This is a genomic window from Yersinia proxima (assembly GCF_902170785.1).
In the GTDB taxonomy this organism is placed as follows: Bacteria; Pseudomonadota; Gammaproteobacteria; order Enterobacterales; family Enterobacteriaceae; genus Yersinia; species Yersinia proxima.
This window is the reverse complement of sequence record NZ_CABHYG010000007.1, coordinates 1-22,868: the sequence shown is the minus strand read 5'-3', so window position 1 is coordinate 22,868 and position 22,868 is coordinate 1. Positions and strand designations below refer to the sequence as shown.

The window sequence follows — 22,868 nt, the reverse complement described above, 5'->3', positions numbered from 1 at the left end:
CAACTTATGGCGTTTTACTGCCGATAACATTTTGTTTTAATGACATATTGATTGAATGAAGCATCAATTCAATAAAACATTGGGCCATCTAAAAACAAAGCGCCGCCTAAGCGACGCTATGTTGCTGTCGGCGAGGATTAGAAATCCATCAACTCGGTTTCTTTGGCCGCCAATGCTGCATCAACTTTCTTGATGAAAGCATCGGTCAGCTTTTGTATATCATCTTGAGAACGGCGATCTTCATCTTCACTGATCTCTTTATCTTTCAACAAAGCCTTCACTTTTTCGTTTGCATCGCGACGCACGTTCCGGATAGAAACCCTGCCCTGCTCTGCTTCTGCGCGAACAACTTTAATTAAGTCCTTACGACGCTCTTCAGTCAATGCTGGCAGTGGAACACGAATAACAGTACCCGCAGAAGAAGGATTCAGACCTAAATCAGAGGTCATGATTGCTTTCTCAACGGCGGCGCTCAAGCTGCGGTCAAAGACGGTCAACGCCAGAGTACGGGAGTCTTCAACAACGATGTTAGCCAACTGACGCAATGGCGTAGCAGTGCCGTAATACTCAACCTGAATGCCATCAAGAATGCTTGGAGAAGCGCGACCAGTACGAATCTTACTAATATGATTCTGGAAGACTTCTAAGCATTTCTCCATGCGTACTTCGGTATCTTTTCTAATTTCGTTAATCACGTTGTGAACCCTTGAAAACTGGTTACTTGTCAGGCCATAACTTAAGTATAGCCGGTGAATATACAAACCAACAGTTGCTGGTTAAAGGGGCAAACGTTCAGTTCAGATGCCCCTGACAGTGCGGGAAGTCGCTTATTTAGCTACCGCTGCCACTTCTTTAGTGATCAACGTCCCTTCATTCTCACCCATCACCACGCGACGTAAAGCGCCAGGTTTATTCATGTTAAAGACACGAATTGGCAGGTTGTGGTCACGGGCCAAAGTGAAGGCTGCCAGATCCATAACTTTCAACTCACGCTCTAAAACGTCCTGATAGGTTAACTGTTCGTACAGTGTTGCGTCAGGATTTTTCACCGGATCTGCGGAGTAGACCCCATCGACTTTTGTTGCTTTCAACACAACATCGGCTTCAATTTCGATACCGCGCAGGCAAGCCGCAGAATCTGTAGTGAAGAATGGGTTACCCGTACCCGCAGCAAAAATAACCACGCGGTTGTGGCGCAGCAGGCTGATTGCTTCAGCCCAGCTGTAATTATCACACACACCATTAAGTGGAATAGCAGACATCAGGCGGGCGTTCACATAGGCACGGTGCAGTGCATCTCGCATTGCCAGGCCGTTCATTACGGTAGCCAGCATTCCCATGTGGTCGCCCACTACACGGTTCATCCCAGCTTGTGCCAAACCGGCACCGCGGAATAAGTTACCACCGCCAATTACCACACCGACCTGGATGCCCAATTCGACCAGCTCTTTCACTTCTTGAGCCATGCGATCCAAAACGCTTGCGTCGATACCAAAACCTTCTGCACCTTGCAGGGCTTCGCCACTAAGCTTAAGCAGGATACGCTGATATACGGGTTTTGCATTGGTTGCCATGGTGTTCTGTCCTAAGCAGCAGTAATAATATTGGGGAATTGACCATCAGAACTTCAGGTAATTTTGCACGTTGAAAACTGGCTAGATTGAGGCTGTCAACGCACCTGTAGCCTGAAGTATAACGGGTATCGAATGGATAAAATGGAACCGCCTGGTGGCGGCCCCATTTTTAGCATTAAGACTGTTTGCTCATTGCTGCAACTTCAGCAGCAAAGTCAGTCTCAACTTTCTCAATGCCTTCGCCCACTTCGAAGCGGATGAAGTTTACAACGTCAGCGTTGTTTTCTTTCAACAGATCGCCAACAGTTTTGCTTGGGTCCATAACGAAGTTCTGACCAGTCAGAGAAACTTCGCCAGTGAACTTACGCATACGGCCTTCAACCATCTTCTCAGCAATTTCACGTGGTTTGCCGGATTCAATAGCGATGTCCAACTGGATTTGGTGCTCGCGAGCAACAACTTCAGCAGGAACATCTTCTGGCTTAACGTATTCAGGCTTGCTTGCAGCAATGTGCATAGCAATGTGCTTAACCAGCTCTTCATCAGCGCCAGTTGCCGCAACCATAACACCAATACGTGCACCGTGCAGATAAGTACCCAGAACATCGCCTTCCAGAACAGCAACACGACGAATGTTGATGTTCTCACCGATTTTAGCAACCAGGTTAGCGCGTTGTTCTTCGAACTTAGCTTTCAGAACGTCGATATCAGCGATTTTGTCAGCCAGAGCTGCGTTGATAACTTCTTCGCCGAATGCTTTGAAGCCAGCATCTTTAGCAACGAAGTCAGTTTCGCAGTTCAGTTCCAGAATCACACCGAATTTGCCGTCGGCTGATACTTTAGCCAGGATGATACCTTCAGCAGCGATACGGCCTGCTTTCTTGGCAGCTTTAGCCTGACCAGATTTACGCATATTGTCGATGGCAAGCTCGATGTCGCCGTTAGCTTCAACCAACGCCTTTTTACATTCCATCATGCCTGCGGCAGTACGCTCACGCAGTTCTTTTACCAAAGCAGCGGTAATAGCAACCATTTCAATTTCCTCGGTTCTCTTGTGAAAACAAGATCTCACATTAGATACGCAAAGGGGGCCTATAAAAGGCCCCCTAACCAACATATTCAATACCTGGTTAATAAGGGCTCACGACGAGCCTGACTTATTATTCAGCTTCTACGAAGCTTTCTTCCGCTTGAACGGCCAGATCTTGAGAACGACCTTCATTGACGGCAGTAGCAACAGCGCTCAGGTACAGTTTAACTGCACGGATTGCGTCATCGTTACCTGGGATGATGAAGTCAACGCCATCTGGATCGGAGTTAGTATCAACGATAGAGAATACCGGGATACCCAGGTTGTTAGCTTCTTTGATAGCGATGTGTTCGTGATCAGCATCAACAACGAACAGTGCGTCTGGTAAGCCGCCCATGTCTTTGATACCGCCCAGGCTGTTTTCCAGCTTGTTCAGTTCACGAGTACGCATCAGCGCTTCTTTTTTGGTCAGCTTGTCAAAGGTGCCGTCTTGAGACTGGATTTCCAAATCTTTCAAACGTTTGATGGACTGACGAACAGTTTTCCAGTTAGTCAGCATCCCGCCCAACCAGCGATGGTTCACGAAGAACTGGTCGCAGTTGTTGGCAGCTTCTTTTACCGCTTCGCTTGCTGCGCGTTTAGTACCAACGAACAAGATCTTACCTTTACGGGAAGAGATCTTTTTCAATTCAGCCAGAGCTTCGTTGAACAATGGTACGGTCTTTTCCAGGTTGATGATGTGAACTTTGTTACGTGCGCCGAAGATGAAAGGCTTCATTTTCGGGTTCCAGTAACGGGTCTGGTGACCGAAGTGAACACCGGCCTGGAGCATGTCGCGCATGGAAACAGTTGCCATGATTAAAACCTCTATAGTATCAGTTGGGGTTATGCCTCCACGTGTCCCATAACGCCGACCCCATAAGAGATTGATGATAATCAAAAACTTTAGGGCACCCCGGCGTATGTGTCGACACGTGTGTGTTATTTACACATATGAGTGCGATTGGTATTACTCGACTAAACGACACTTTCCTACCAGAACATGTCCGGGAAGAGAGTGCGGTTCGCCGGCGCGCTTTATACCATAAACAGCCACAACACACCAACTTTTGTTGAATTTAGTCTCGTCAGCGCAAACGAAAGTTTGGCAGTAAATTGCAGGGCTGATACCATTAGCGCAGATTTTTAGCGTAAATTTTTTATTAATCGATATTCACCTGCTTATTTATACCTATTTACTAACGGCGGCTGGTCATTTATAGCCCCTACGGACACTTTTGCATGGCAATCTCAATCAAAACACCTGAAGATATTCAAAAAATGCGCGTTGCTGGCCGCTTGGCTGCTGAAGTGCTGGAAATCATTGAGCCTCACGTCAAACCAGGCGTCACCACTGGCGAACTTGATCGTATTTGTCACGACCATATCACCAACCACCAGCAAGCCATTTCAGCTTGTCTCGGTTATCACGGTTTTCCGAAATCAGTCTGTATCTCGGTAAATGAAGTTATCTGCCACGGTATTCCAAGTGACGAAAAAGTCCTGAAAGATGGCGATATCGTCAATATTGACGTTACCGTGATTAAAGATGGTTTTCATGGCGACACATCAAAAATGTTTATTGTCGGTAAGCCAACCATTCTTGGTGAGCGCTTGTGCCGTGTGACACAAGAGAGCCTGTATCTGGCCATCAAAATGGTTAAACCGGGCATCCGTCTGCGCACCTTGGGCAAAGAAATCCAGAAGTTTGTAGAAGCAGAAAACTTCTCAGTGGTGCGTGAATATTGTGGTCACGGCATTGGTGAAGGTTTCCATGAGGAGCCACAGGTTCTGCATTATGATGCTGATGATGGTGGCGTTGTGCTGCAAGCCGGTATGGCTTTCACCATTGAACCTATGGTCAATGCTGGCGATTACCGCATCCGCACCATGAAAGACGGTTGGACAGTAAAAACTAAAGATCGCAGCTTGTCGGCGCAGTATGAGCATACTATTGTGGTAACTGATAACGGCTGCGAAATAATGACGTTGCGCAAGGATGACACCATCCCCAACATCATAACGCACGAGTAATAATGATAAGCCGGCAGCCGCCGGCTTTTTTATGGGCTGCGTCTTTTACCGGGTAAGCATATGTCTGACAATCACACCGAGCACTCTGTACCTCCCGTGGTAACGAAGGTCATTCCTGAGCAGCCCACATCACCGACAACATATCTTGATAGCGAGCTTAATTGCCCAGAACTTAAGCAACGATTGGAGACTTTCCAGTCCTGGTTGGCGGATGCATTCAATGGAGGAATCAGCGCGGAGACATTAATTGCTGCGCGCAGTGATTACATTGATCGCCTGTTAGGCCGACTGTGGACATTCTATGGCTTCGATGACGTGCCAGAAACCGCTCTGGTCGCCGTCGGTGGTTACGGCCGCGGCGAGCTGCACCCGCTTTCAGATATTGATGTGCTGATTCTGTCCAAACAGCGGCTTAATGATGAACACGCGCAGCGCGTCGGCCAGTTGATCACCTTACTCTGGGATCTGAAACTGGAAGTTGGCCATAGTGTACGCACACTGGAAGAGTGTTTGCTGGAAGGCTTGGCTGACCTCACTGTTGCTACCAATATGATTGAATCGCGCCTCATTTGTGGCGATGTTGCTCTATTCCTACAGATGCAAAAACATATTTTCAGCGATAATTTCTGGCCCTCGCCAAAATTTTTCCATGCCAAAGTGGTGGAGCAACAAGAGCGGCATAAACGTTATCACGGCACCAGTTATAATCTGGAACCGGATATCAAAAGCAGCCCCGGTGGATTAAGGGATATTCATACTCTTCAGTGGGTTGCCCGCCGCCATTTTGGCGCGACGTCATTAAGTGAGATGGTTGATTTTGGTTTTCTCACTAAAGCCGAGCGCAACGAACTGATTGAAAGCCAAAGTTTTTTGTGGCGTATCCGCTTTGCCTTACATTTGGTACTCACCCGCTACGATAACCGCCTGCTGTTTGACCGCCAACTGAGTGTTGCCCAACTTTTGCAATATCAGGGCGAAGGGAATGAGCCAGTCGAACGCATGATGAAAGATTTTTATCGTATGACTCGCCGGGTCAGTGAGCTGAACAACATGCTGTTACAGCTATTTGATGAAGCCATATTGGCGCTGGATGCCAATGAGAAACCGCGGCCGCTGGATGATGAATTTCAATTACGTGGCGATTTAATCGATTTGCGTGATGAAAATCTCTTTGTTGAGAAACCTGAAGCCATTATGCGCATGTTTTATCTCATGGTGCGCAATCAGGATATTAAAGGTATTTACTCCACCACGGTACGTCGTTTACGCCATGCGCGCCGGCACCTGAAGCAGCCATTATGTAATATCCCTGAAGCACGCAAACTGTTTATGGCCATTTTACGCCATCCGGGTGCCGTTTCCCGAGCGCTATTACCTATGCATCGCCACAGTGTGCTGTGGGCTTATATGCCGCAGTGGGGCAGTATTGTCGGGCAGATGCAGTTTGACCTGTTTCATGCTTATACCGTCGATGAACATACAATCCGAGTGTTACTTAAACTCGAAAGTTTTGCCGATGAAGCCACCCGCCCGCGTCACCCTCTTTGTGTCGAACTTTATCCGCGCTTGCCTCAACCGGAATTGTTGTTACTGGCAGCACTGTTCCACGATATCGCCAAAGGACGGGGGGGAGATCATTCCATATTGGGCGCGCACGATGTACTGGAATTTGCCGAGCAGCATGGGCTGAACTCCCGCGAGGCACAGCTTGTTGCCTGGCTAGTCCGTTGCCATTTATTAATGTCAGTAACCGCTCAACGTCGGGATATTCAAGACCCGGCGGTTATTCAGCAATTTTCAGCAGAAGTACAAAGTGAAACCCGCTTGCGCTATTTAGTCAGCCTGACAGTAGCTGATATTTGTGCCACCAATGAAAACCTGTGGAATAGCTGGAAACAAAGCCTGCTGCGCGAACTTTATTTCGCTACAGAGAAACAGCTGCGTCGCGGTATGCAAAACAGCCCGGATTTACGTGAACGCGTCCGCCATCATCGGCTTCAGGCGTTAGCACTGCTGCGCATGGATAATATTGATGAAGAAGCGCTGCACCATATCTGGAGCCGCTGTCGGGCGGATTATTTCCTGCGTCATTCACCCAATCAATTAGCCTGGCATGCTCGCCATCTACTGGAACATGACTCAACAAAACCATTGGTATTGGTAAGCCGCCAGGCAACTCGTGGTGGGACTGAAATCTTTATCTGGTGCCCTGATCGCCCGTCGTTATTTGCCGCCGTAGTTGGTGAGCTAGATCGCCGCAACCTGAGTGTCCATGACGCACAGATTTTTACCAACCGGGATGGCATGGCGATGGATACCTTCATTGTATTGGAACCTGATGGCAGCCCATTAGCGCAAGATAGGCACCCTATAATCATCCATGCCTTGCAGCAAGCGATGACCCGGCAAAACTATCAACACCCACGGGTAAGACGTTTATCGCCCAAATTACGTCATTTCAGTGTACCGACTGAAACCAACTTCTTACCAACGCACAACGAACGCCGGACTTATCTGGAGCTTATTGCTCTAGACCAGCCAGGCTTACTGGCACGCGTCGGTGACATTTTCGCTGATTTAGGGTTATCACTGCATAGTGCGCGTATCACCACAATCGGCGAGCGTGTTGAGGATTTATTTGTGTTAGCTGATAAGGATCGCCGTGCTTTAAGCATTGAAACGCGTCGTGAATTAGCACAACGGTTGACAGATACCCTCAATCCGAACGATAAACTGTGATACAAATAACTTTTTAGTCATTAATTTTCTTACAATCGACCACCCAAGATCATTGACGTTATTGCTTACACTGCAATGGCTTCAAGCAAAGGGTAAAAACATCAGGAAAGAGAACAGTATGCAGCAACTACAGAACGTTATTGAAACCGCTTTCGAACGCCGTGCAGATATAACTCCGGCGAATGTTGATACCGTCACGCGCGAAGCGATTAACCATGTAATTGATTTACTGGATACCGGTGCTCTGCGGGTTGCAGAAAAGATTGACGGTCAGTGGGTTACCCATCAGTGGCTGAAAAAAGCCGTGCTGCTATCTTTTCGCATCAATGACAATCAAGTCATGGAAGGTGCAGAAACGCGTTACTACGATAAAGTCCCAATGAAATTTGCTGGCTATGATGAAGCCCGTTTCCAACGTGAAGGCTTCCGTGTAGTACCACCGGCAACCGTGCGTAAGGGCGCATTCATTGCGCGCAATACTGTACTAATGCCTTCCTACGTTAATATCGGGGCTTTTGTTGACGAAGGCACCATGGTCGACACATGGGCAACTGTGGGTTCTTGCGCACAAATCGGTAAGAACGTTCACTTGTCTGGTGGTGTTGGTATTGGTGGCGTGTTGGAGCCACTGCAAGCTAACCCAACTATTATCGAAGACAACTGCTTTGTCGGCGCACGTTCAGAAGTGGTCGAAGGGGTTATCGTTGAAGAAGGCTCAGTTATTTCCATGGGCGTATTTATCGGTCAAAGCACCCGTATTTATGATCGCGAAACAGGCGAAATCCATTATGGTCGTGTTCCCGCAGGCTCGGTCGTTGTTTCGGGTAATTTACCATCGAAAGACGGCAGCTATAGCCTGTACTGCGCGGTTATCGTGAAGAAAGTTGACGCGAAGACCCGCGGAAAAGTCGGCATCAATGAGTTATTACGCACTATCGACTAAGATTAAAAATAGCGGGCTAATCCCCGCTATTTTTTTGCCTTGTGGGTTAATCACATTCTTTGGCGAAAATTACCGTCATAATCATAAACTGTGGAATATAAAACTAAAAAGGTGGCGCTATGTATGACAATCTGAAAAGCTTAGGAATCACACAACCAGAAGATGTCGATCGCTATAGCCTGCGTCAGGAGGCCAATAACGACATTCTGAAAATTTACTTCCGCAAAGATAAAGGTGAATTTTTTGCTAAGAGTGTGAAGTTCAAATACCCACGCCAACGCAAAACTGTGGTTGCTGATAATGCGGGTCATGGCTATAAAGAAATCAATGAAATCAACCCAAATCTACGCTATGTCATTGATGAACTTGATCAACTGTGTAAACGCGATCAAGTTGAAGTTGATTTGAAACGTAAGATTCTGGATGACTTACGTCATTTAGAGAGTGTAGTGACTAATAAGATTGCCGAGATTGAAGCTGACCTGGAAAAACTAACCAGCGGTCGCTAAATCAGTGGCGTAGGTTGTATCACTAAAGTCATGGGGGTTGCAGGTGAATAAACATCGCTCTCACCTGCAACTTCATGAGTAAAGAATTAATACCCTAAATAGTTCGAGTTAAAGCATGGTGGGTATAATTATTGAAATAAACAGTTATTGAAGTAGACGACCCCATTGCTCCACCCAAGAAGCTGAAACAACCTCAGGTTCCGGATGTTCAATGGCATCAATCTCTAGCCTTTCGCCAATGCGTGTCGCGCCCTGCTCTTGCAGTAATTCATCAAATGCGCGCCCGGCTCCGCAGAAGTTATCATAACTGCTGTCACCCAACGCAATGATGCCATAACGCAATTCTGGCTGGAATCCAACCTGATCACGGACAGCGACAAAAAGCGAAGCAATGCTATCTGGGAAATCACCCTGTCCGGTTGTCGAAGTTACCACCAGTGCATAATGTTGACGATAATACTGCCAGGCCTCTAACGTGCCCTCATCGAACACTTTAACCTCATGCCCTTGTTCTTTCAGTATACTCTCAGCTTCTTCTGCGACTAGCAGTGAGTTGCCGTACACAGTGCCGACAAAAATCCCGACCTGAGCCATAAAAGATATTTCCTTTAACGAGAAAAGTTACGCGCTATCCTGACTCGCTGTTGCCGCAAACTCAACCTTTTCAAGATGAGGGACAATACCCAGCCAACCAAAGTGTGACATCAGATGATGCCAGGACTCATCCCAACGCGCAGTCAAACTGAGTGGCACTCCAGTTACAGGATGATTCAGATACAAATGGCTGGCATGAAGCATGAGTCGTGAGCAATCAAAATGCTCTGCAATCCCACGATTCTGACGCAAATCGCCGTGGGTGCTATCACCGATGATCGGGTGGCGAATATGCGCCATATGCCGGCGAAGTTGATGTTTGCGGCCTGTTTCTGGTTTTAACTCCATTAAACTATAGCGCGCAGTATCATAGCGCCCAATGGCAATAGGTACTTCTACTTGAGCCAGGGCCTGATAATGGGTCACTGAAGGCTGTGGTGCCTTATCGGGGCGAGCGAATTTATCCGCAATCTTGTCTAGCTCTTCAGTCATCTCATAATCAATAGTGCCATCGTCTAACACATATCCACGAACAACTGCATGATAAACTTTCTGAATTTGATGTTGTTCAAATTGCAACGAAAGGGCACGAGCCACATCGCTGGACAGCGCCATTAGCAGTACACCCGATGTCGGGCGGTCCAGGCGATGAACTGTATAAACATGCTGGCCAATTTGATCACGTACTGTTTGCATGACAAATACGGTTTCATTGCTATCCAGCCAACTGCGGTGAACTAACCAGCCGGCAGGTTTATTTACCGCAACTATATGTTCGTCTTGATAGAGTATTTCCAGCATTAGTGATTTTCTTTATTCAGCAGGTCATCGAGGCGCTGTAATTCTACCAGCAGCAAGGTGCAATCTGGGCGCCCCTCACCAGTCAGCGCTTCTTCAAAATAGGGTGTAATAGCAAAACGCGTGGGGAGTGGCCCTTTCGATTCCAACAATGCATACATCCGAGGGATAAGTACCCATTGCAACCACTGCTCAGCATCCATGGTATCAATGCTAAAAGGCTCATTACTTTCAAAAGCCTCGGCTTGTGGTGGAACTGATTGCCAAAGATCAATGGCTCGCATGGCAAGCTCGATATTCTGTAGGCTCTGGCGCACCTGATTTTCTGTATTCATGATTATGCTCTCAACCAAAAAATAACCATTCACCGGGCTGGTTCAACGGCGGCCAAGCATACCATTGAAGAACAAGATGCCCAAACTCCCCCCCTGGTCGACAGAAGTGTATTGAGCAAAATGAAGATAAAAAAAGGGGTACTGTTTTACCAGTACCCCTCTATTCGTTTCATAGCAATCCAGCTAAAAGTGATGCTCCCTGCTCAATCCTTGAAAACTTTTCCGTGCGGTTATCCTAACCAGCAATCCGTCGCATTGTTCTACACCATCCCGGCGTCAATCCTGAAGTTATCCTAACCCACCAATCATCCTGAACTGGCTCTCAATCTCCATCCTGGAGGTGTCCTTTGTTTCTTCCTGAAACATCCCTTCACTCATCCTAAGCAGTCCCTGTGTTCTTCATCCTGAAGTGGCACCATCCTGATACCCTCCTTTCCGCCAGATCCTATCGGGCGAGTAAAGGATCGCTTAATCGACAAAGAGAGACAAGGTACTGTAAGGAGAATGGGAGCGATGCTTTTATATATAAAAAAATGAACGTTTATAACAAAATGATTTTATTGAAGATAAATCTAATACAATAATTTCACATAAAAGGAATAGAAGTGATGTCTCACAGCGCGTGTGCGAGATGTCTCACACACGCTATGCTTGAATAGGCAATAATCTTATCTTTATTCAGTAAATACAGGACGTAATGCATCCAGAAAATGAGCAAGAGTCGATGCCAGTAATGTCCGTTTACCGCTACCAAACTCCTCTAACACCACATTGCCACTGACATTACACAGTGAAGCCATGGTCATTTCCGATTCCGTTGTCGCTAAAAACAGAGTCGGTGAGAGTTTCAGCCTTTTCTGTGTCACCAGATGGCCAATGAGATTTTCCTGTAAACGAATGAAATCGTCTTCACTCCAGACCTGAAGCAAGGTAAAGCGGTGATCACCTAAATCAGCTTTCATGTCCCCGGCATATTGCTGGGTATAAAACTCATGGATATCTGGATGAAGCTGAATCTCCAGTGCCCGTTCAATATTGGCAAGATTGGCACCGCCTACAAAAGGCTGCGGCAACCAGAACACCTGATTATCCTGAGTTTCTATATTACAGGGAGAAGGAACCCCATAGAGCTCCTCACTGGCAGGTGGCCGCCCAGTTTTCTGCTGCCATAAGTCAATATAGCGCTGAGTAAAGCTCTTGAGTGCCGTTGAAACGTTCTGATCCATTCTTATTCTCTGTATCGCGGCGGCTTGCGCTGCATCCAGGTAAAAGGCATTGCCCTACTTAGAAATGCAGTTAAACGCGGCATTAATTGATAAACTACAGCTATTGTACCTTTCTCTCATCATGGGAACAGCATGTCTTCATATCAAGACCACAAGGCTCTGGCGGAACTGACGCTGGGCAAACCCACCGCCTATTGCGATCACTACGACGTGACCTTATTGCAGGCCGTGCCACGCAGTATGAACCGCGAACCTCTCGGTTTATATCCCGATAACCTGCCCTTTCATGGCGCTGATATCTGGACATTGTATGAGCTATCCTGGCTAAACAGTAAGGGCTTACCACAAGTTGCTGTGGGTGAAATTAGCCTAAATGCTGATAGCGTTAATCTTATTGAGTCAAAGAGTTTTAAACTTTACCTCAACAGTTTTAATCAAACTGCATTTACTGACTGGGAAAGTGTACGCACCACTTTGCAACAGGATTTATCCGCCTGTGCTCAAGGAGAAGTGAGTGTCACGCTATATCATCTGAATGAAATGACACATAAACCGATAGCCAACTTCTCGGGAGAATGTCTGGATGAGCAAGATATCCATATCGATAGCTATGAGTTCAATGCCGATTATCTACAAGGTGCTGCGGGTAAAAACCGTGTGGAAGAAAGTTTGGTTAGCCATTTACTCAAATCTAACTGCCTGATAACCCACCAACCAGATTGGGGCTCAGTCCAAATCAGCTACAGTGGCCCGCAAATTAACCGCGAAGCCTTACTGCGCTATCTGATCTCTTTCCGCCATCATAATGAGTTTCACGAGCAATGTGTCGAACGCATTTTCAATGACATTATGCGTTTCTGTCGGCCTGAGACACTGTCAGTTTATGCGCGCTACACCCGTCGCGGAGGGCTGGATATCAATCCATGGCGTTCCAATACTGATTTTGTGCCATTAACCGGCCGCCTGGCGCGACAATAAATGCGTACACCTGCGCAACTTTATCACCAGCAGCACGTTAGTATTGGCAAAAAGTGAGCGACAACGTTAAGGTTATTTATAGGTTCCTTATGCTATTTTCAGTATAAAAATCAGTAATGGATACTTAGTGGCCTCTCTGATATTCCACGGAAAACAGAAAGCAGCACTCTGATACACAGGCACTACCACCCTCAGGGGTGTAAAGGAGTAACTTTGATTACACATGTCAGCCCACTCGGCTCAATGGATCTGTTATCACAGCTTGAAGTGGATATGCTCAAACGTACAGCCAGCAGTGATCTGTACCGCTTATTCCGTAATTGCTCATTGGCTGTTCTCAACTCAGGTAGCCTGACCGATAACAGTAAAGAGCTTTTATCTCGCAATGAAACCTTTGATATCAATGTGCTGCGCCGCGAACGCGGTGTAAAACTCGAACTGGTTAATCCACCAGAGCATGCTTTTGTTGATGGTAAAATTATTCGCTCTTTGCAGGCAAACCTGTTCGCAGTCTTGCGTGACATTCTGTTTGTGAATGGTCAAATCGTAAACGCCGGGCGTTTCCAACATCTGAATATGGAAAGCTCCAGCCATTTGACCAATTTGGTCTTTTCAATTTTGCGCAATGCCCGAGCCCTACATCTTGATGAAGATCCGAATATGATTGTGTGCTGGGGCGGCCATTCAATCAATGAAACCGAATACTTGTATGCCCGTAAAGTCGGCAGCCAATTGGGTTTGCGTGAATTAAATATCTGCACCGGTTGTGGGCCGGGAGCCATGGAAGCACCAATGAAAGGTGCGGCTGTGGGTCATGCCCAACAACGTTACAGACAAGGCCGCTTTATCGGTATGACCGAACCGTCAATCATTGCTGCAGAGCCACCAAATCCATTAGTCAATGAACTGATTATCATGCCAGACATTGAGAAACGGTTAGAGGCCTTTGTTCGTATCGCCCACGGCATCATTATTTTCCCGGGTGGCGTGGGAACAGCAGAAGAGTTGCTCTATTTGTTAGGTATTCTAATGAACCCGCATAATAAGGAGCAGGTTTTACCCCTAATCCTAACCGGGCCAAAAGAGAGTGCAGATTACTTCAGCGTCGTGGATGAATTCATCATGAACACTCTGGGTGATGAAGCACGCAAATACTACCAGATAATTATTGATGACCCGGATGAAGTCGCTCGTCAGATGAAAAAAGCGATGCCATTGGTGAAAGAAAATCGCCGTAATACCGGTGATGCTTATAGCTTCAACTGGTCTATGCGTATCGAACCGGACTTGCAGCTTCCTTTTGAGCCGACTCATGAGAACATGGCTAATCTGGACTTGTCCCACAATCAACCCCCTGAGAGATTAGCTGCCGCATTACGCCGCGCTTTCTCAGGTATTGTTGCGGGTAATGTCAAAGAAGTGGGTATCCATGCCATTGAAGCTCATGGGCCATTCAAGTTACATGGTGACCCTTTACTGATGAAACATATGGACCAACTGTTGCAAGGTTTTATTACCCAACAACGGATGAAGTTACCAGGCAGTGCTTATACACCTTGCTATGAAATCTGTAGTTAAAGAATAAATAGCCCTCAGAGGTAGCGTTGGCACTGACTTTCGGCTGGCGCTATCTGAAGGTTATTTGAGCACCGTTAGTTTCGCTCTTTATAGCAAAGTAGTACCAATAAAATAGCCCTTACGGGATAGGTTTTAAGACAGTCCATGCAAATCCACCTTCTTATTGTCGATGCCCTTAATCTGATTCGCCGCATTCATGCGGTGCAAGGTTCACCTTGTGTGAATGCTTGCCAGCATGCGCTGCAACAGCTAATTTCACATAGCCAGCCAACACATGCTGTTGCCGTTTTTGATGAAGATGATCGTTCGGATAGCTGGCGTCATCAATCTCTGCCAGATTACAAAGCGGGCCGTTCACCAATGCCAGATAATCTGCAGCAAGAGATGCCGCTGATCCGTGAAGCATTTCACTCATTGGGGGTTAATTGCTGGAGCTCGCCGGGCAATGAAGCAGATGACCTTGCTGCAACGTTGGCGATAAAAATTGGCGGAGCCGGGCATCAGGTTACTATTGTTTCAACCGACAAAGGCTACTGCCAACTATTGGCACCGAATGTTCAGATTCGTGATTACTTCCAAAAACGCTGGTTGGATATGCCATTTGTAAAGCAGGAGTTTGGCGTTTTGCCGCACCAATTACCTGACTACTGGGGGCTCGCTGGGATCAGTAGCAGTAAAATTCCGGGAGTCGCCGGTATTGGAGCAAAAACTGCCGCACTGTTACTGCAACAAGCCAGCAGTCTCGAGGAACTCTATCAGGAGCTAGACTCGGTGCCAGAGAAATGGCGTAAAAAGTTGCAACAGCATCAAGAAATAGCCTTTATTTGCAAGCAAATAGCGACACTGAAAACTGATTTGCCATTAAGTGGCAACTTACAGCAGCTACGTTTGAATCGGTGATATCTACATAAAAATGAAGGGGCCATCTGGCCCCTTGCGTGTATACCCGTCATACTTCAAGCTGCATGTGCGTTAGCTACGCTCAATAACCCGAATCACTTACGACAGTAAGCTCATCGGGGTTATCTCCCTTGCCGCCTTCCTGCAACTCGAATTATTTAGGGTATATATCACCAAATTTTAAAAACGCTCATCACGGCGGCCTGGCACACCAGACCAAATACGCCGTACATGCACAGTAACTTCTTCGCGGTCATGATAGAGCTGCTTAGCCTGAATATGGGCATTAATACCATTTTCTTTTAGCTGTTCATCAATCATTTCCAGATTCTCCGAAACAACTTCAAAACGCTTTTTCATTGGTAATTTCAGATTGAAGATCGCCTCGCGGCACCAACCATTAACTAGCCATTTGATAATAAGTTGGGTGACTTTGGCTGGTTTTTCCACCATATCGCATACTAACCAGTAAATATTGCTGCGTGTTGGTTCATATTTAAAGCCATCCACACGATGATGCGTAACCTGCCCGGTATCCATCAAACTTTGCGCCATAGAACCATTATCAATGGCCTGAACCATCATGCTTCGTTGGACTAACTGATAAGTCCAACCACCGGGACAAGCTCCTAAATCGACAGCATGCATACCACTGGCTAAACGCTCTTCCCATTCGTCTGCAGGGATAAACACATGGAATGCTTCTTCCAGTTTAAGAGTTGAACGGCTTGGGGCATCAGATGGGAACTTAAGGCGCGGGATCCCCATATAGAACGGGGAATTATTGTTGCTATAAGAATAACCGACATAACAGCAACCCGATGCAATAAAGAATACATGCACCACTGGCCGATGAGGATTCTCACGAGCAGACAGAATTTTTTGCTCACGCATTGCATTACGCAATGGCACCGTCAACTTACGGCAAAACTTAAGTAACTCTTTGCTTTCATTGGTGTCAGCAACTTCAACTCGCAGCTCACCGGCTTTCTCGACAACACCGGTTAGCATACCAACAATTGGTGATACGCGATCTTCCGGCGGTAAATCTTTCAGTAGCTCGCCCACAACCATCATTTGGCGGGCGAAAATCAATTCGCGGAATGGCACTTCACGAATCAAACGATCTGCATCTTCCAACTGATAACATTCAAACAGCACATAACCGCTATTTTCTTTTACCCGCGCGAAACCAAAAATTTCGAGCTGTGCTGCTTTGGCGGTAATTTCCGCCGCACACTCTTTCTCAAAACCTGAGCGGCAATATAAAGCAATTTTATTATTCATGGCGTTCTGCCCTTTTTCTTAGACGCAGCGCGCCAATCAACATCAAAATCCATCCCGCCAGAAAACATACTCCGCCTACTGGCGTGATATATACCCATAGTTTCAGGTGCGATAGAGCCAGGCAGTATAAACTGCCACTAAAGAGTAGCGTTCCGAGCGCTAACAAGGCTCCACTCCAGTAAAACCAAATACTTATCTGCCGTTGCATGGCAACAGCGAGTGCCAGGATAGCCAGTGTATGGAATCCCTGATACTCCAGCCCGGTATGAACCCAAGCCATTTCATTCGCCCCCAAAGAGGCACTCAATACATGCGCCCCAAAGGCACCAAAAGCAACATAGAAAAACCCGCTCAGGGCAGCAAATATCAGCATTAAACGACCATTCATCGCCATTAACCTTGAATTAATATCGTTTGGGAATCATTAAAATTAGTTTTCGTAGCGAAAGCGCAGCTTTTCCTGTTCGCTAGCTGCTCTTGCCAGTATCCACTGACGAAAGGCGGCTATTTTACCCAGTTCTGCCTGACTGTCATGACAAACCAGATAAAAAGCATTTTTACTCACTAGCACATCACTAAACGGGCACACCAATCGGCCCGCTTCAATCTCAGATTGCGCCATAACGTTATTCACCAACGCAATACCTTGCCCATGAACAGCGGCCTGAACTACCATCGCACTGTGGCTGAATATTGGGCCTTGTTGTACGTTAATCTGCGGTACACCCAATTGACGGGTATATGCCATCCAATCCCGGCGGGAAGTATCATGCAATAGTGTGTGATTAGCCAGATCTGCCGGTACTTTTAATCCATTCTCGCCCATCAACAGGCTGGGAGCACAAACAGGAAGCAAGAATTCGGCATACAGGCGTTCAGTGCGCAAGCCTGTCCAATTTCCCCGACCATAAAATATCGCCACATCGACGTCATCAGCAAGTTTATCCTCTTCTCGGTCTACCGCCTGAATTCTGACATCAATGCCCGGATAAGCCGCATTAAATCCAGACAGACGAGGAACCAACCATTGGATAGCAAAACTGGGGGGAAGACTGACGGTCAGAGCACCTTTAGCACTACGTGCCTGCAATTTACGAGTGGCTTCATTGATGGAGGTAAAAATCTCTTTGATATCGAGGTAATAACTCTGCCCTTCTTCGGTCAGCAGCAAAGAACGGTTACGCCGACGGAACAGTTTTAGTCCGAGAAAATCCTCCAGTGATTTTATCTGGTGGCTAACAGCGGCTTGCGTGACAAATAATTCATCAGCCGCTTTAGTAAAACTCAGGTGGCGTGCGGCCGCATCGAAGACCCGCAAGGCGTTCAGTGGTGGTAATCGTTTTGACATGAATTGGATACTTTTTTATAACGGCTCATCTTCAGATGAAACCCTTTGTTTACTTATTAGTTTTTGTAATCCGAGACATTATAAATTGTCCGTTGATGATGCGCCAGCAAATACCTATAGTGGCGGCACTTCCCAAGCCGGAACGAAAAGTAGGTTTAGTATCCAGGTACTGAATTGCTTTTGGCTTTGTGGTTGTGATGTTGTGTTTGCAAATGGTCTGGTGTGCCAGACATAGTAGCTATGCTACTGTTTTTTTTCACTTCCTGTACATTTACCCTGTCTGTCCATAGTGATTTTATGCAGCACCGCTATTTTCGCGGTGCTTTTTTTTTGCCTTATTTTCAGAGCCTGCTTATTTTTTCAAAAACTAAATGTAAGCGCCACTTTGCATTGCACATAGTTATGCTTAAATTTAAGTTGTTGTAGCGGGTTTCCAAACCGGATCAGGCTTCTTTTTGAGAACAACTTCGCAGTCTAACTATTTGCCCTCAGCCATTTCTTTGACTTCTGAACGATTAATTTGCTGTTCGGTGCCATTGGCATCGGTATAGCTTATCATCCCAGTTTCATCATCTACTTTAGGTTTACCATCAGCAACGATAGTGCGACCATCATTAGTGTGCATGACATAGTTGCTTGAACACGCTGCTAAGGTAAAAGTGAGCATAAGTGCAGAGATTACGGCAGCTGTCTTTTTCATGGGTGACTCCTTGCAGATTAAAATGCTAAAAAAATCGTTTCCATTACCAGACAAATGGTTATGTCCGTTACTATTCAGCATAACCCGCTTGAGACATATTGCCAGCTACCAAGGCCATTAGTGGGCTAATTGTGGCTAAAATGAGACAGTTCCGAAGTGAACCAAAGGATGCGAACAACAGAATGAAGTCTTTTAATCCAACGGATTTTCGCCAGGAATTCCCGGCAATTAACGATGAAATAATCTATCTGGACAGCGCAGCGACGGCTCTGAAACCGCACGCTATGATTGAAGCGACCCAGTTATTTTATCAGCAAGACGCCGCAACGGTGCATCGTAGTCAACATCAATCGGCGTTGTCATTGACCGCTCGTTTTGAAGAGACCCGCCAGCAGGTAGCTGACTTTATCAATGCGCCAGACGCAGAAAATATCATATGGACTCGCGGTACGACTGAAGCCATTAATCTGGTAGCGCAAAGCTATGCACGCCCTCACCTACGCGCTGGGGATGAAATTATTGTTAGCGAGGCAGAACATCATGCCAACTTAATACCCTGGCTTATGGTTGCCGAACAAACGGGTGCTCGAATCATTAAGTTGCCTATCGGTATGGATCATCTACCCAACCTATCGTTATTGCCGCAGTTATTTAGCAATAAAACCCGTATCCTGGCGTTAGGTCAGATGTCTAATGTGACAGGTGGTCGTCCACAATTAGCAGAAGCCATTGAACTCGCTCATCAACATGGCTGCGTCGTTATGGTCGATGGCGCGCAAGGCATTGTTCATAGTCCAGCAGATGTTCAAGCGCTTGATATTGATTTTTATGCTTTTTCCGCCCACAAATTGTATGGGCCAACCGGTATTGGCGTACTGTATGGCAAATCTGAACTGCTAAAAGAAATGCCTGCCTGGCAAGGTGGCGGTAAAATGCTAACCCATGCCTCATTCGGCGGTTTTACCCCCCACGAAGTGCCCTACCGCTTTGAAGCCGGGACTCCTAATATTGCTGGCGTGATTGGTTTATCGGCAGTACTTAGTTGGCTCGAACATATCGACCTGGACGAAGCCGAAATTTATAGCCAAAACCTGGCGACATTAGCGGAGAATAAACTGGCTCAATTGCCGGGTTTTCGTAGTTTCCGTTGCCAGCAATCAAGTTTGCTGGCATTCACTTTTGATGGCGTTCATCACAGCGATTTAGTGACTTTATTGGCAGAACAAGGAATCGCGCTACGCGCTGGACAACATTGTGCTCAACCATTAATGGCAGCATTGGGGATAAGCGGTAGCCTGCGCGCCTCATTTGCGCCTTATAATACAGCAAGCGACATTGAAACTTTGTGCACGGCGATCGCTAAGGCACTGGAATTATTGCAAGATTAACGTCGTTAACAAGAGAAAAAATAATGATTGCCCCACACCCGTTTGGTCACGATATCACTGCCGCTCATCTGCTTGAGACATTCAGCGCTTATAAACAGTGGGAAGACCGCTACCGCCAGTTAATCTTGCTGGCCAAACAACTACCGCCATTGCCCGAATCATTAAAGCAAAATGAACTGGAACTAAAGGGGTGTGAAAACCGCGTGTGGCTGGGATATGAGCTCTTATCGGATGGTCGCTTACATTTCTACGGTGATAGCGAGGGCCGCATTGTTCGTGGGTTGCTGGCCGTTATTCTGACAGCGGTGGAAGGCAAAACTCCCCAACAGGTACTGGCAGAAGATCCCTTGGCACTGTTTGACCAATTGGGGTTACGGCAGCAATTAAGTACCTCGCGCGCCAGCGGTTTACAAGCACTGGCGCAGGGTGTGCGGGCGATTGCGGCTAAATATGTGCAATGATGGCTACTGCCCCTGACGGGCGGCTTTCGCCATCATTTTCTTCAATGCATGAGAAACGGCAACAAAGCCAAACGTGGCGGTGACCATCGTGGCCGAACCAAAACCGGAGGTACAATCCATCTTCTTCGGCCCTTCAGCAGTGCTGCGCGACGCACACACCGAACCATCACTTTGCGGGTAAACTAATGGCTCACTGGAGAACACACAGTCGATTCCCAATTTGCCTTTGCTGTTTTTCACCACGTTAAAATCATTCTTCAGCCTTTCACGCAACTTCGCCGCTAACGGATCCTGAATGGTTTTCGCCAGATCCACTACCTCAATGCGAGTCGGATCAATTTGCCCGCCGGCACCACCGGTGGTCACTACCGGGATTTTATACCGACGGCAATAGGACAGCAGTGCTGCTTTGGGGCGAACACTATCAATAGCATCAATAACATAGCTAAAGTTTTTATCTAAAAGCTCGGCAACATTATCAGCAGTAATAAAATCATCAATACAAGTCACTTGGCATTCAGGATTGATAGCTAAAATACGCTCTGCCATCACTTCTGTTTTGGCCTGCCCGACATTGCTGCGTAAAGCATGGATCTGACGATTAGTATTTGTGACGCAAACATCATCCATATCAATCAAGGTGATCGCACCAATACCTGTACGTGCCAGTGCTTCAGCTGCCCATGAACCCACGCCACCGATACCGATAACACAAATATGCGCTTGCGAAAAAAGTGTCAGCGCTTGCTGCCCATAAAGACGAGCAATACCACCAAATCGCTGTTGATAAGATTCGGAATAGGCTGTGTTCATAGACTTGCTACCTTCATAACTTACTTACCTTTATAACCTGTAGAAATAATACGAATACAAAAGCGGCCAATTGGCCGCCTGAGAAAGAGTAGAATCAATCACATCAACCGCTGACCTACTGGCCTTGATTCCTGACTAATAGTGAGGAACCATCACCTGATTGAGCTGTTGCTTTGCCACTTTGATAAGCAGTAAACAGCGGCCCATTACTTTGTGCATTTTTTAACACCCAAACGCGGCCATAATGGTTGTAGAAACCAGCGGCCTGACCTGCTTCATGACCAATCCCCTGATAAATATCAAAATGTTGGCCTTTAATCGCGCCACCGACATCCAGTGCCACCATCAAGCGCATCTGATATTGTCCGGTGAATTTACCCTGATTATCCAATAAAGGAACTTCGGCCAACAGGGTCGTGCCCGGCGGAATCAGTGAACGATCGGAGGCAACCGAGGCTTTAGCAATCAATGGCACAGCACTGGCTCCTTTTACCGGCGCATACATTTCCGGTTTGAAGAAGACAAAGGATGGGTTCTGCTCTAATAACTCCCTGACTTCAGCTTCACTGTGAGTTTCAGCCCAATGACGGATAGCTTGCATCGACATATCCGCTTTTGCCACTTCCCCACGGTCAATCAGCACTTTGCCAATACTGCGATAAGCATGACCATTCTTCCCTGCATAACCGAAGAAAGTCAGTGGTCGCCCATCACCATAATCAACATATCCACTGCCCTGCACTTCCATCATAAAGTTATCTACCAGCGAATTGGTGTAGGCGATAACTAAATTTTTATCATCTAATGCGCCCGCATATATAGCTGCGCGATCAGGTAGGCGACGTTTTCCTTTCGCAGGCATACGATAAAGTGGGTGGCGGAATTCGCCTTGTGGGGTATAGCGAGCCTGAAGCACCGGCGTGTAGTAACCGGTAAATTGTACATTACCGAAATTATCCACACCTTCCATCTGATAAGCATTCAAACCAAACAGACTTAACTTACTGGTATCTGCTCCGGCTAACATCCAATTTTCCACCGCATTGAATGTGCTGCTGTTGCGGTTATACAAACCCGGTGAAGATTGGTTAATCACTTTCACCTGATCAGAGAAATCTTTGGCGTTGACTGGCTTACCTGTTGCGTGTGGTTCATTCACTAACTCCAGTGGATGCTCCAAACGCCCATCTTTATATTGCTGCCCACGATCGGTTGGCCGAGATTGGCAACCGGCCAGAACAGTAATCATTATTCCACTCAGTAGGTATTTGCCCCAACGACTTGTCATTTCACGCCTTCTCTTCTCTTACTTACTTTTATCTACCGGATTTTATCTACCGGCGAACGATAACAAACGCCTATAGATAAAGGAATCAGCATGCAGAAAAAAATCCCTTGATGCTGCTGTGGGGAAAAAGGAAACAGATAGTTGATAAATTAATCGAAAAACCATTTTTACCATAATTAAGTGGCAAAACTACTTGCAACAGATCTCATCCAGAGTATAGTGCGCTCAATCGGACGCGGGGTGGAGCAGCCTGGTAGCTCGTCGGGCTCATAACCCGAAGGTCGTCGGTTCAAATCCGGCCCCCGC

23 protein-coding genes are annotated in these 22,868 nt (G+C 46.8%); 9 read left to right on the top strand and 14 right to left on the bottom strand.

Going from position 1 to position 22,868, the window contains the following annotated elements; translation table 11 throughout:
• Positions 1–137 precede the first annotated feature (137 nt).
• The 4 genes from frr to rpsB all read right to left on the bottom strand — a co-directional run bounded on the left by frr (position 138) and on the right by rpsB (position 3,460).
• On the bottom strand, positions 138–695 hold the full coding sequence (gene frr, locus FTB31_RS06515; RefSeq protein ID WP_005164052.1) for a ribosome recycling factor: 558 nt from the start codon (positions 693–695) through the stop codon (positions 138–140).
• A 132-nt stretch (positions 696–827) separates the two neighbouring features.
• Positions 828–1,574 carry a UMP kinase gene (gene pyrH / locus FTB31_RS06510; RefSeq protein ID WP_050078627.1) on the bottom strand — a complete coding sequence of 249 codons (747 nt, stop codon included), beginning with the start codon at positions 1,572–1,574 and terminating at the stop codon, positions 828–830.
• A 175-nt stretch (positions 1,575–1,749) separates the two neighbouring features.
• Positions 1,750–2,607: a translation elongation factor Ts gene (gene tsf, locus FTB31_RS06505; RefSeq protein ID WP_050078628.1), complete on the bottom strand. Its 858-nt coding sequence runs from the start codon at positions 2,605–2,607 to the stop codon at positions 1,750–1,752.
• A 127-nt stretch (positions 2,608–2,734) separates the two neighbouring features.
• Positions 2,735–3,460, bottom strand: a complete 726-nt coding sequence (rpsB, locus tag FTB31_RS06500) for a 30S ribosomal protein S2 (RefSeq protein WP_004706703.1) — start codon at positions 3,458–3,460, stop codon at positions 2,735–2,737.
• Positions 3,461–3,885: 425 nt separating this feature from the next.
• On the opposite strand from rpsB, the gene map reads away from it, so the two are divergent.
• From map to FTB31_RS06480, 4 genes are all read left to right on the top strand, one after another.
• The gene (gene map, locus FTB31_RS06495) at positions 3,886–4,677 is read left to right on the top strand and encodes a type I methionyl aminopeptidase (protein WP_050078629.1); all 792 of its coding nucleotides are present in this window, start codon (positions 3,886–3,888) and stop codon (positions 4,675–4,677) included.
• A 60-nt stretch (positions 4,678–4,737) separates the two neighbouring features.
• Positions 4,738–7,416 (top strand): bifunctional uridylyltransferase/uridylyl-removing protein GlnD, encoded by a 2,679-nt coding sequence (gene glnD / locus FTB31_RS06490; protein WP_050078630.1) that lies wholly within the window; start codon positions 4,738–4,740, stop codon positions 7,414–7,416.
• Positions 7,417–7,534: 118 nt separating this feature from the next.
• Positions 7,535–8,359, top strand: a complete 825-nt coding sequence (gene dapD / locus FTB31_RS06485; protein ID WP_004391708.1) for a 2,3,4,5-tetrahydropyridine-2,6-dicarboxylate N-succinyltransferase — start codon at positions 7,535–7,537, stop codon at positions 8,357–8,359.
• Positions 8,360–8,478: 119 nt separating this feature from the next.
• A complete protein-coding gene (locus FTB31_RS06480; RefSeq protein WP_005164058.1) occupies positions 8,479–8,868 on the top strand; it encodes a DUF3461 family protein in 390 nt (129 codons plus the stop codon).
• A 144-nt stretch (positions 8,869–9,012) separates the two neighbouring features.
• Here the strand turns inward: FTB31_RS06480 and FTB31_RS06475 are convergent, their stop codons facing one another.
• From FTB31_RS06475 to syd, 4 genes are all read right to left on the bottom strand, one after another.
• On the bottom strand, positions 9,013–9,462 hold the full coding sequence (locus FTB31_RS06475; protein WP_050078631.1) for a flavodoxin: 450 nt from the start codon (positions 9,460–9,462) through the stop codon (positions 9,013–9,015).
• A gap of 27 nt (positions 9,463–9,489) precedes the next feature.
• Entirely contained in the window at positions 9,490–10,263 is a 774-nt protein-coding gene (gene truC / locus FTB31_RS06470) for a tRNA pseudouridine(65) synthase TruC (RefSeq protein WP_077295467.1), read from the bottom strand.
• Positions 10,263–10,595, bottom strand: coding sequence for a YqcC family protein (locus FTB31_RS06465; RefSeq protein ID WP_050078633.1), 333 nt, complete (start codon positions 10,593–10,595; stop codon positions 10,263–10,265). Before FTB31_RS06465 ends, truC begins: the two co-directional genes overlap by 1 nt.
• A gap of 674 nt (positions 10,596–11,269) precedes the next feature.
• Positions 11,270–11,821 (bottom strand): SecY-interacting protein, encoded by a 552-nt coding sequence (syd, locus tag FTB31_RS06460; RefSeq protein WP_050078634.1) that lies wholly within the window; start codon positions 11,819–11,821, stop codon positions 11,270–11,272.
• A gap of 132 nt (positions 11,822–11,953) precedes the next feature.
• Here syd and queF point away from each other — a divergent pair, with 132 nt between their 5' ends.
• From queF to xni, 3 genes are all read left to right on the top strand, one after another.
• Positions 11,954–12,799, top strand: a complete 846-nt coding sequence (gene queF, locus FTB31_RS06455; RefSeq protein WP_077175356.1) for an NADPH-dependent 7-cyano-7-deazaguanine reductase QueF — start codon at positions 11,954–11,956, stop codon at positions 12,797–12,799.
• 213 nt (positions 12,800–13,012) lie between these two features.
• Positions 13,013–14,377 (top strand): nucleotide 5'-monophosphate nucleosidase PpnN, encoded by a 1,365-nt coding sequence (gene ppnN, locus FTB31_RS06450; protein WP_050078636.1) that lies wholly within the window; start codon positions 13,013–13,015, stop codon positions 14,375–14,377.
• 144 nt (positions 14,378–14,521) lie between these two features.
• Positions 14,522–15,277: a flap endonuclease Xni gene (xni, locus tag FTB31_RS06445; protein ID WP_077175355.1), complete on the top strand. Its 756-nt coding sequence runs from the start codon at positions 14,522–14,524 to the stop codon at positions 15,275–15,277.
• Between the two features lie 180 nt (positions 15,278–15,457).
• On the opposite strand, the gene rlmM is transcribed toward xni, so the two are convergent.
• From rlmM to FTB31_RS06425, 4 genes are all read right to left on the bottom strand, one after another.
• Positions 15,458–16,564 carry a 23S rRNA (cytidine(2498)-2'-O)-methyltransferase RlmM gene (rlmM, locus tag FTB31_RS06440; protein ID WP_077175354.1) on the bottom strand — a complete coding sequence of 369 codons (1,107 nt, stop codon included), beginning with the start codon at positions 16,562–16,564 and terminating at the stop codon, positions 15,458–15,460.
• Positions 16,557–16,952, bottom strand: coding sequence for a DUF423 domain-containing protein (locus FTB31_RS06435; protein WP_072081953.1), 396 nt, complete (start codon positions 16,950–16,952; stop codon positions 16,557–16,559). Before FTB31_RS06435 ends, rlmM begins: the two co-directional genes overlap by 8 nt.
• A gap of 42 nt (positions 16,953–16,994) precedes the next feature.
• Positions 16,995–17,912, bottom strand: a complete 918-nt coding sequence (locus FTB31_RS06430; protein WP_005166353.1) for a transcriptional regulator GcvA — start codon at positions 17,910–17,912, stop codon at positions 16,995–16,997.
• A 478-nt stretch (positions 17,913–18,390) separates the two neighbouring features.
• A complete protein-coding gene (locus tag FTB31_RS06425) occupies positions 18,391–18,612 on the bottom strand; it encodes a YgdI/YgdR family lipoprotein (RefSeq protein WP_005166349.1) in 222 nt (73 codons plus the stop codon).
• Between the two features lie 182 nt (positions 18,613–18,794).
• Between FTB31_RS06425 and csdA the strand changes: the two genes are divergently transcribed.
• Both csdA and csdE read left to right on the top strand, forming a co-directional pair.
• A complete protein-coding gene (gene csdA / locus FTB31_RS06420; protein ID WP_227731233.1) occupies positions 18,795–20,000 on the top strand; it encodes a cysteine desulfurase CsdA in 1,206 nt (401 codons plus the stop codon).
• 23 nt (positions 20,001–20,023) lie between these two features.
• Positions 20,024–20,461 carry a cysteine desulfurase sulfur acceptor subunit CsdE gene (gene csdE, locus FTB31_RS06415; protein WP_227731232.1) on the top strand — a complete coding sequence of 146 codons (438 nt, stop codon included), beginning with the start codon at positions 20,024–20,026 and terminating at the stop codon, positions 20,459–20,461.
• Between the two features lie 3 nt (positions 20,462–20,464).
• On the opposite strand, the gene tcdA is transcribed toward csdE, so the two are convergent.
• Together tcdA and mltA are read right to left on the bottom strand one after the other, a co-directional pair.
• Positions 20,465–21,274: a tRNA cyclic N6-threonylcarbamoyladenosine(37) synthase TcdA gene (gene tcdA, locus FTB31_RS06410; protein WP_050078642.1), complete on the bottom strand. Its 810-nt coding sequence runs from the start codon at positions 21,272–21,274 to the stop codon at positions 20,465–20,467.
• Between the two features lie 115 nt (positions 21,275–21,389).
• Positions 21,390–22,562, bottom strand: a complete 1,173-nt coding sequence (gene mltA, locus FTB31_RS06405; RefSeq protein WP_050078643.1) for a murein transglycosylase A — start codon at positions 22,560–22,562, stop codon at positions 21,390–21,392.
• Positions 22,563–22,868: the final 306 nt, after the last annotated feature.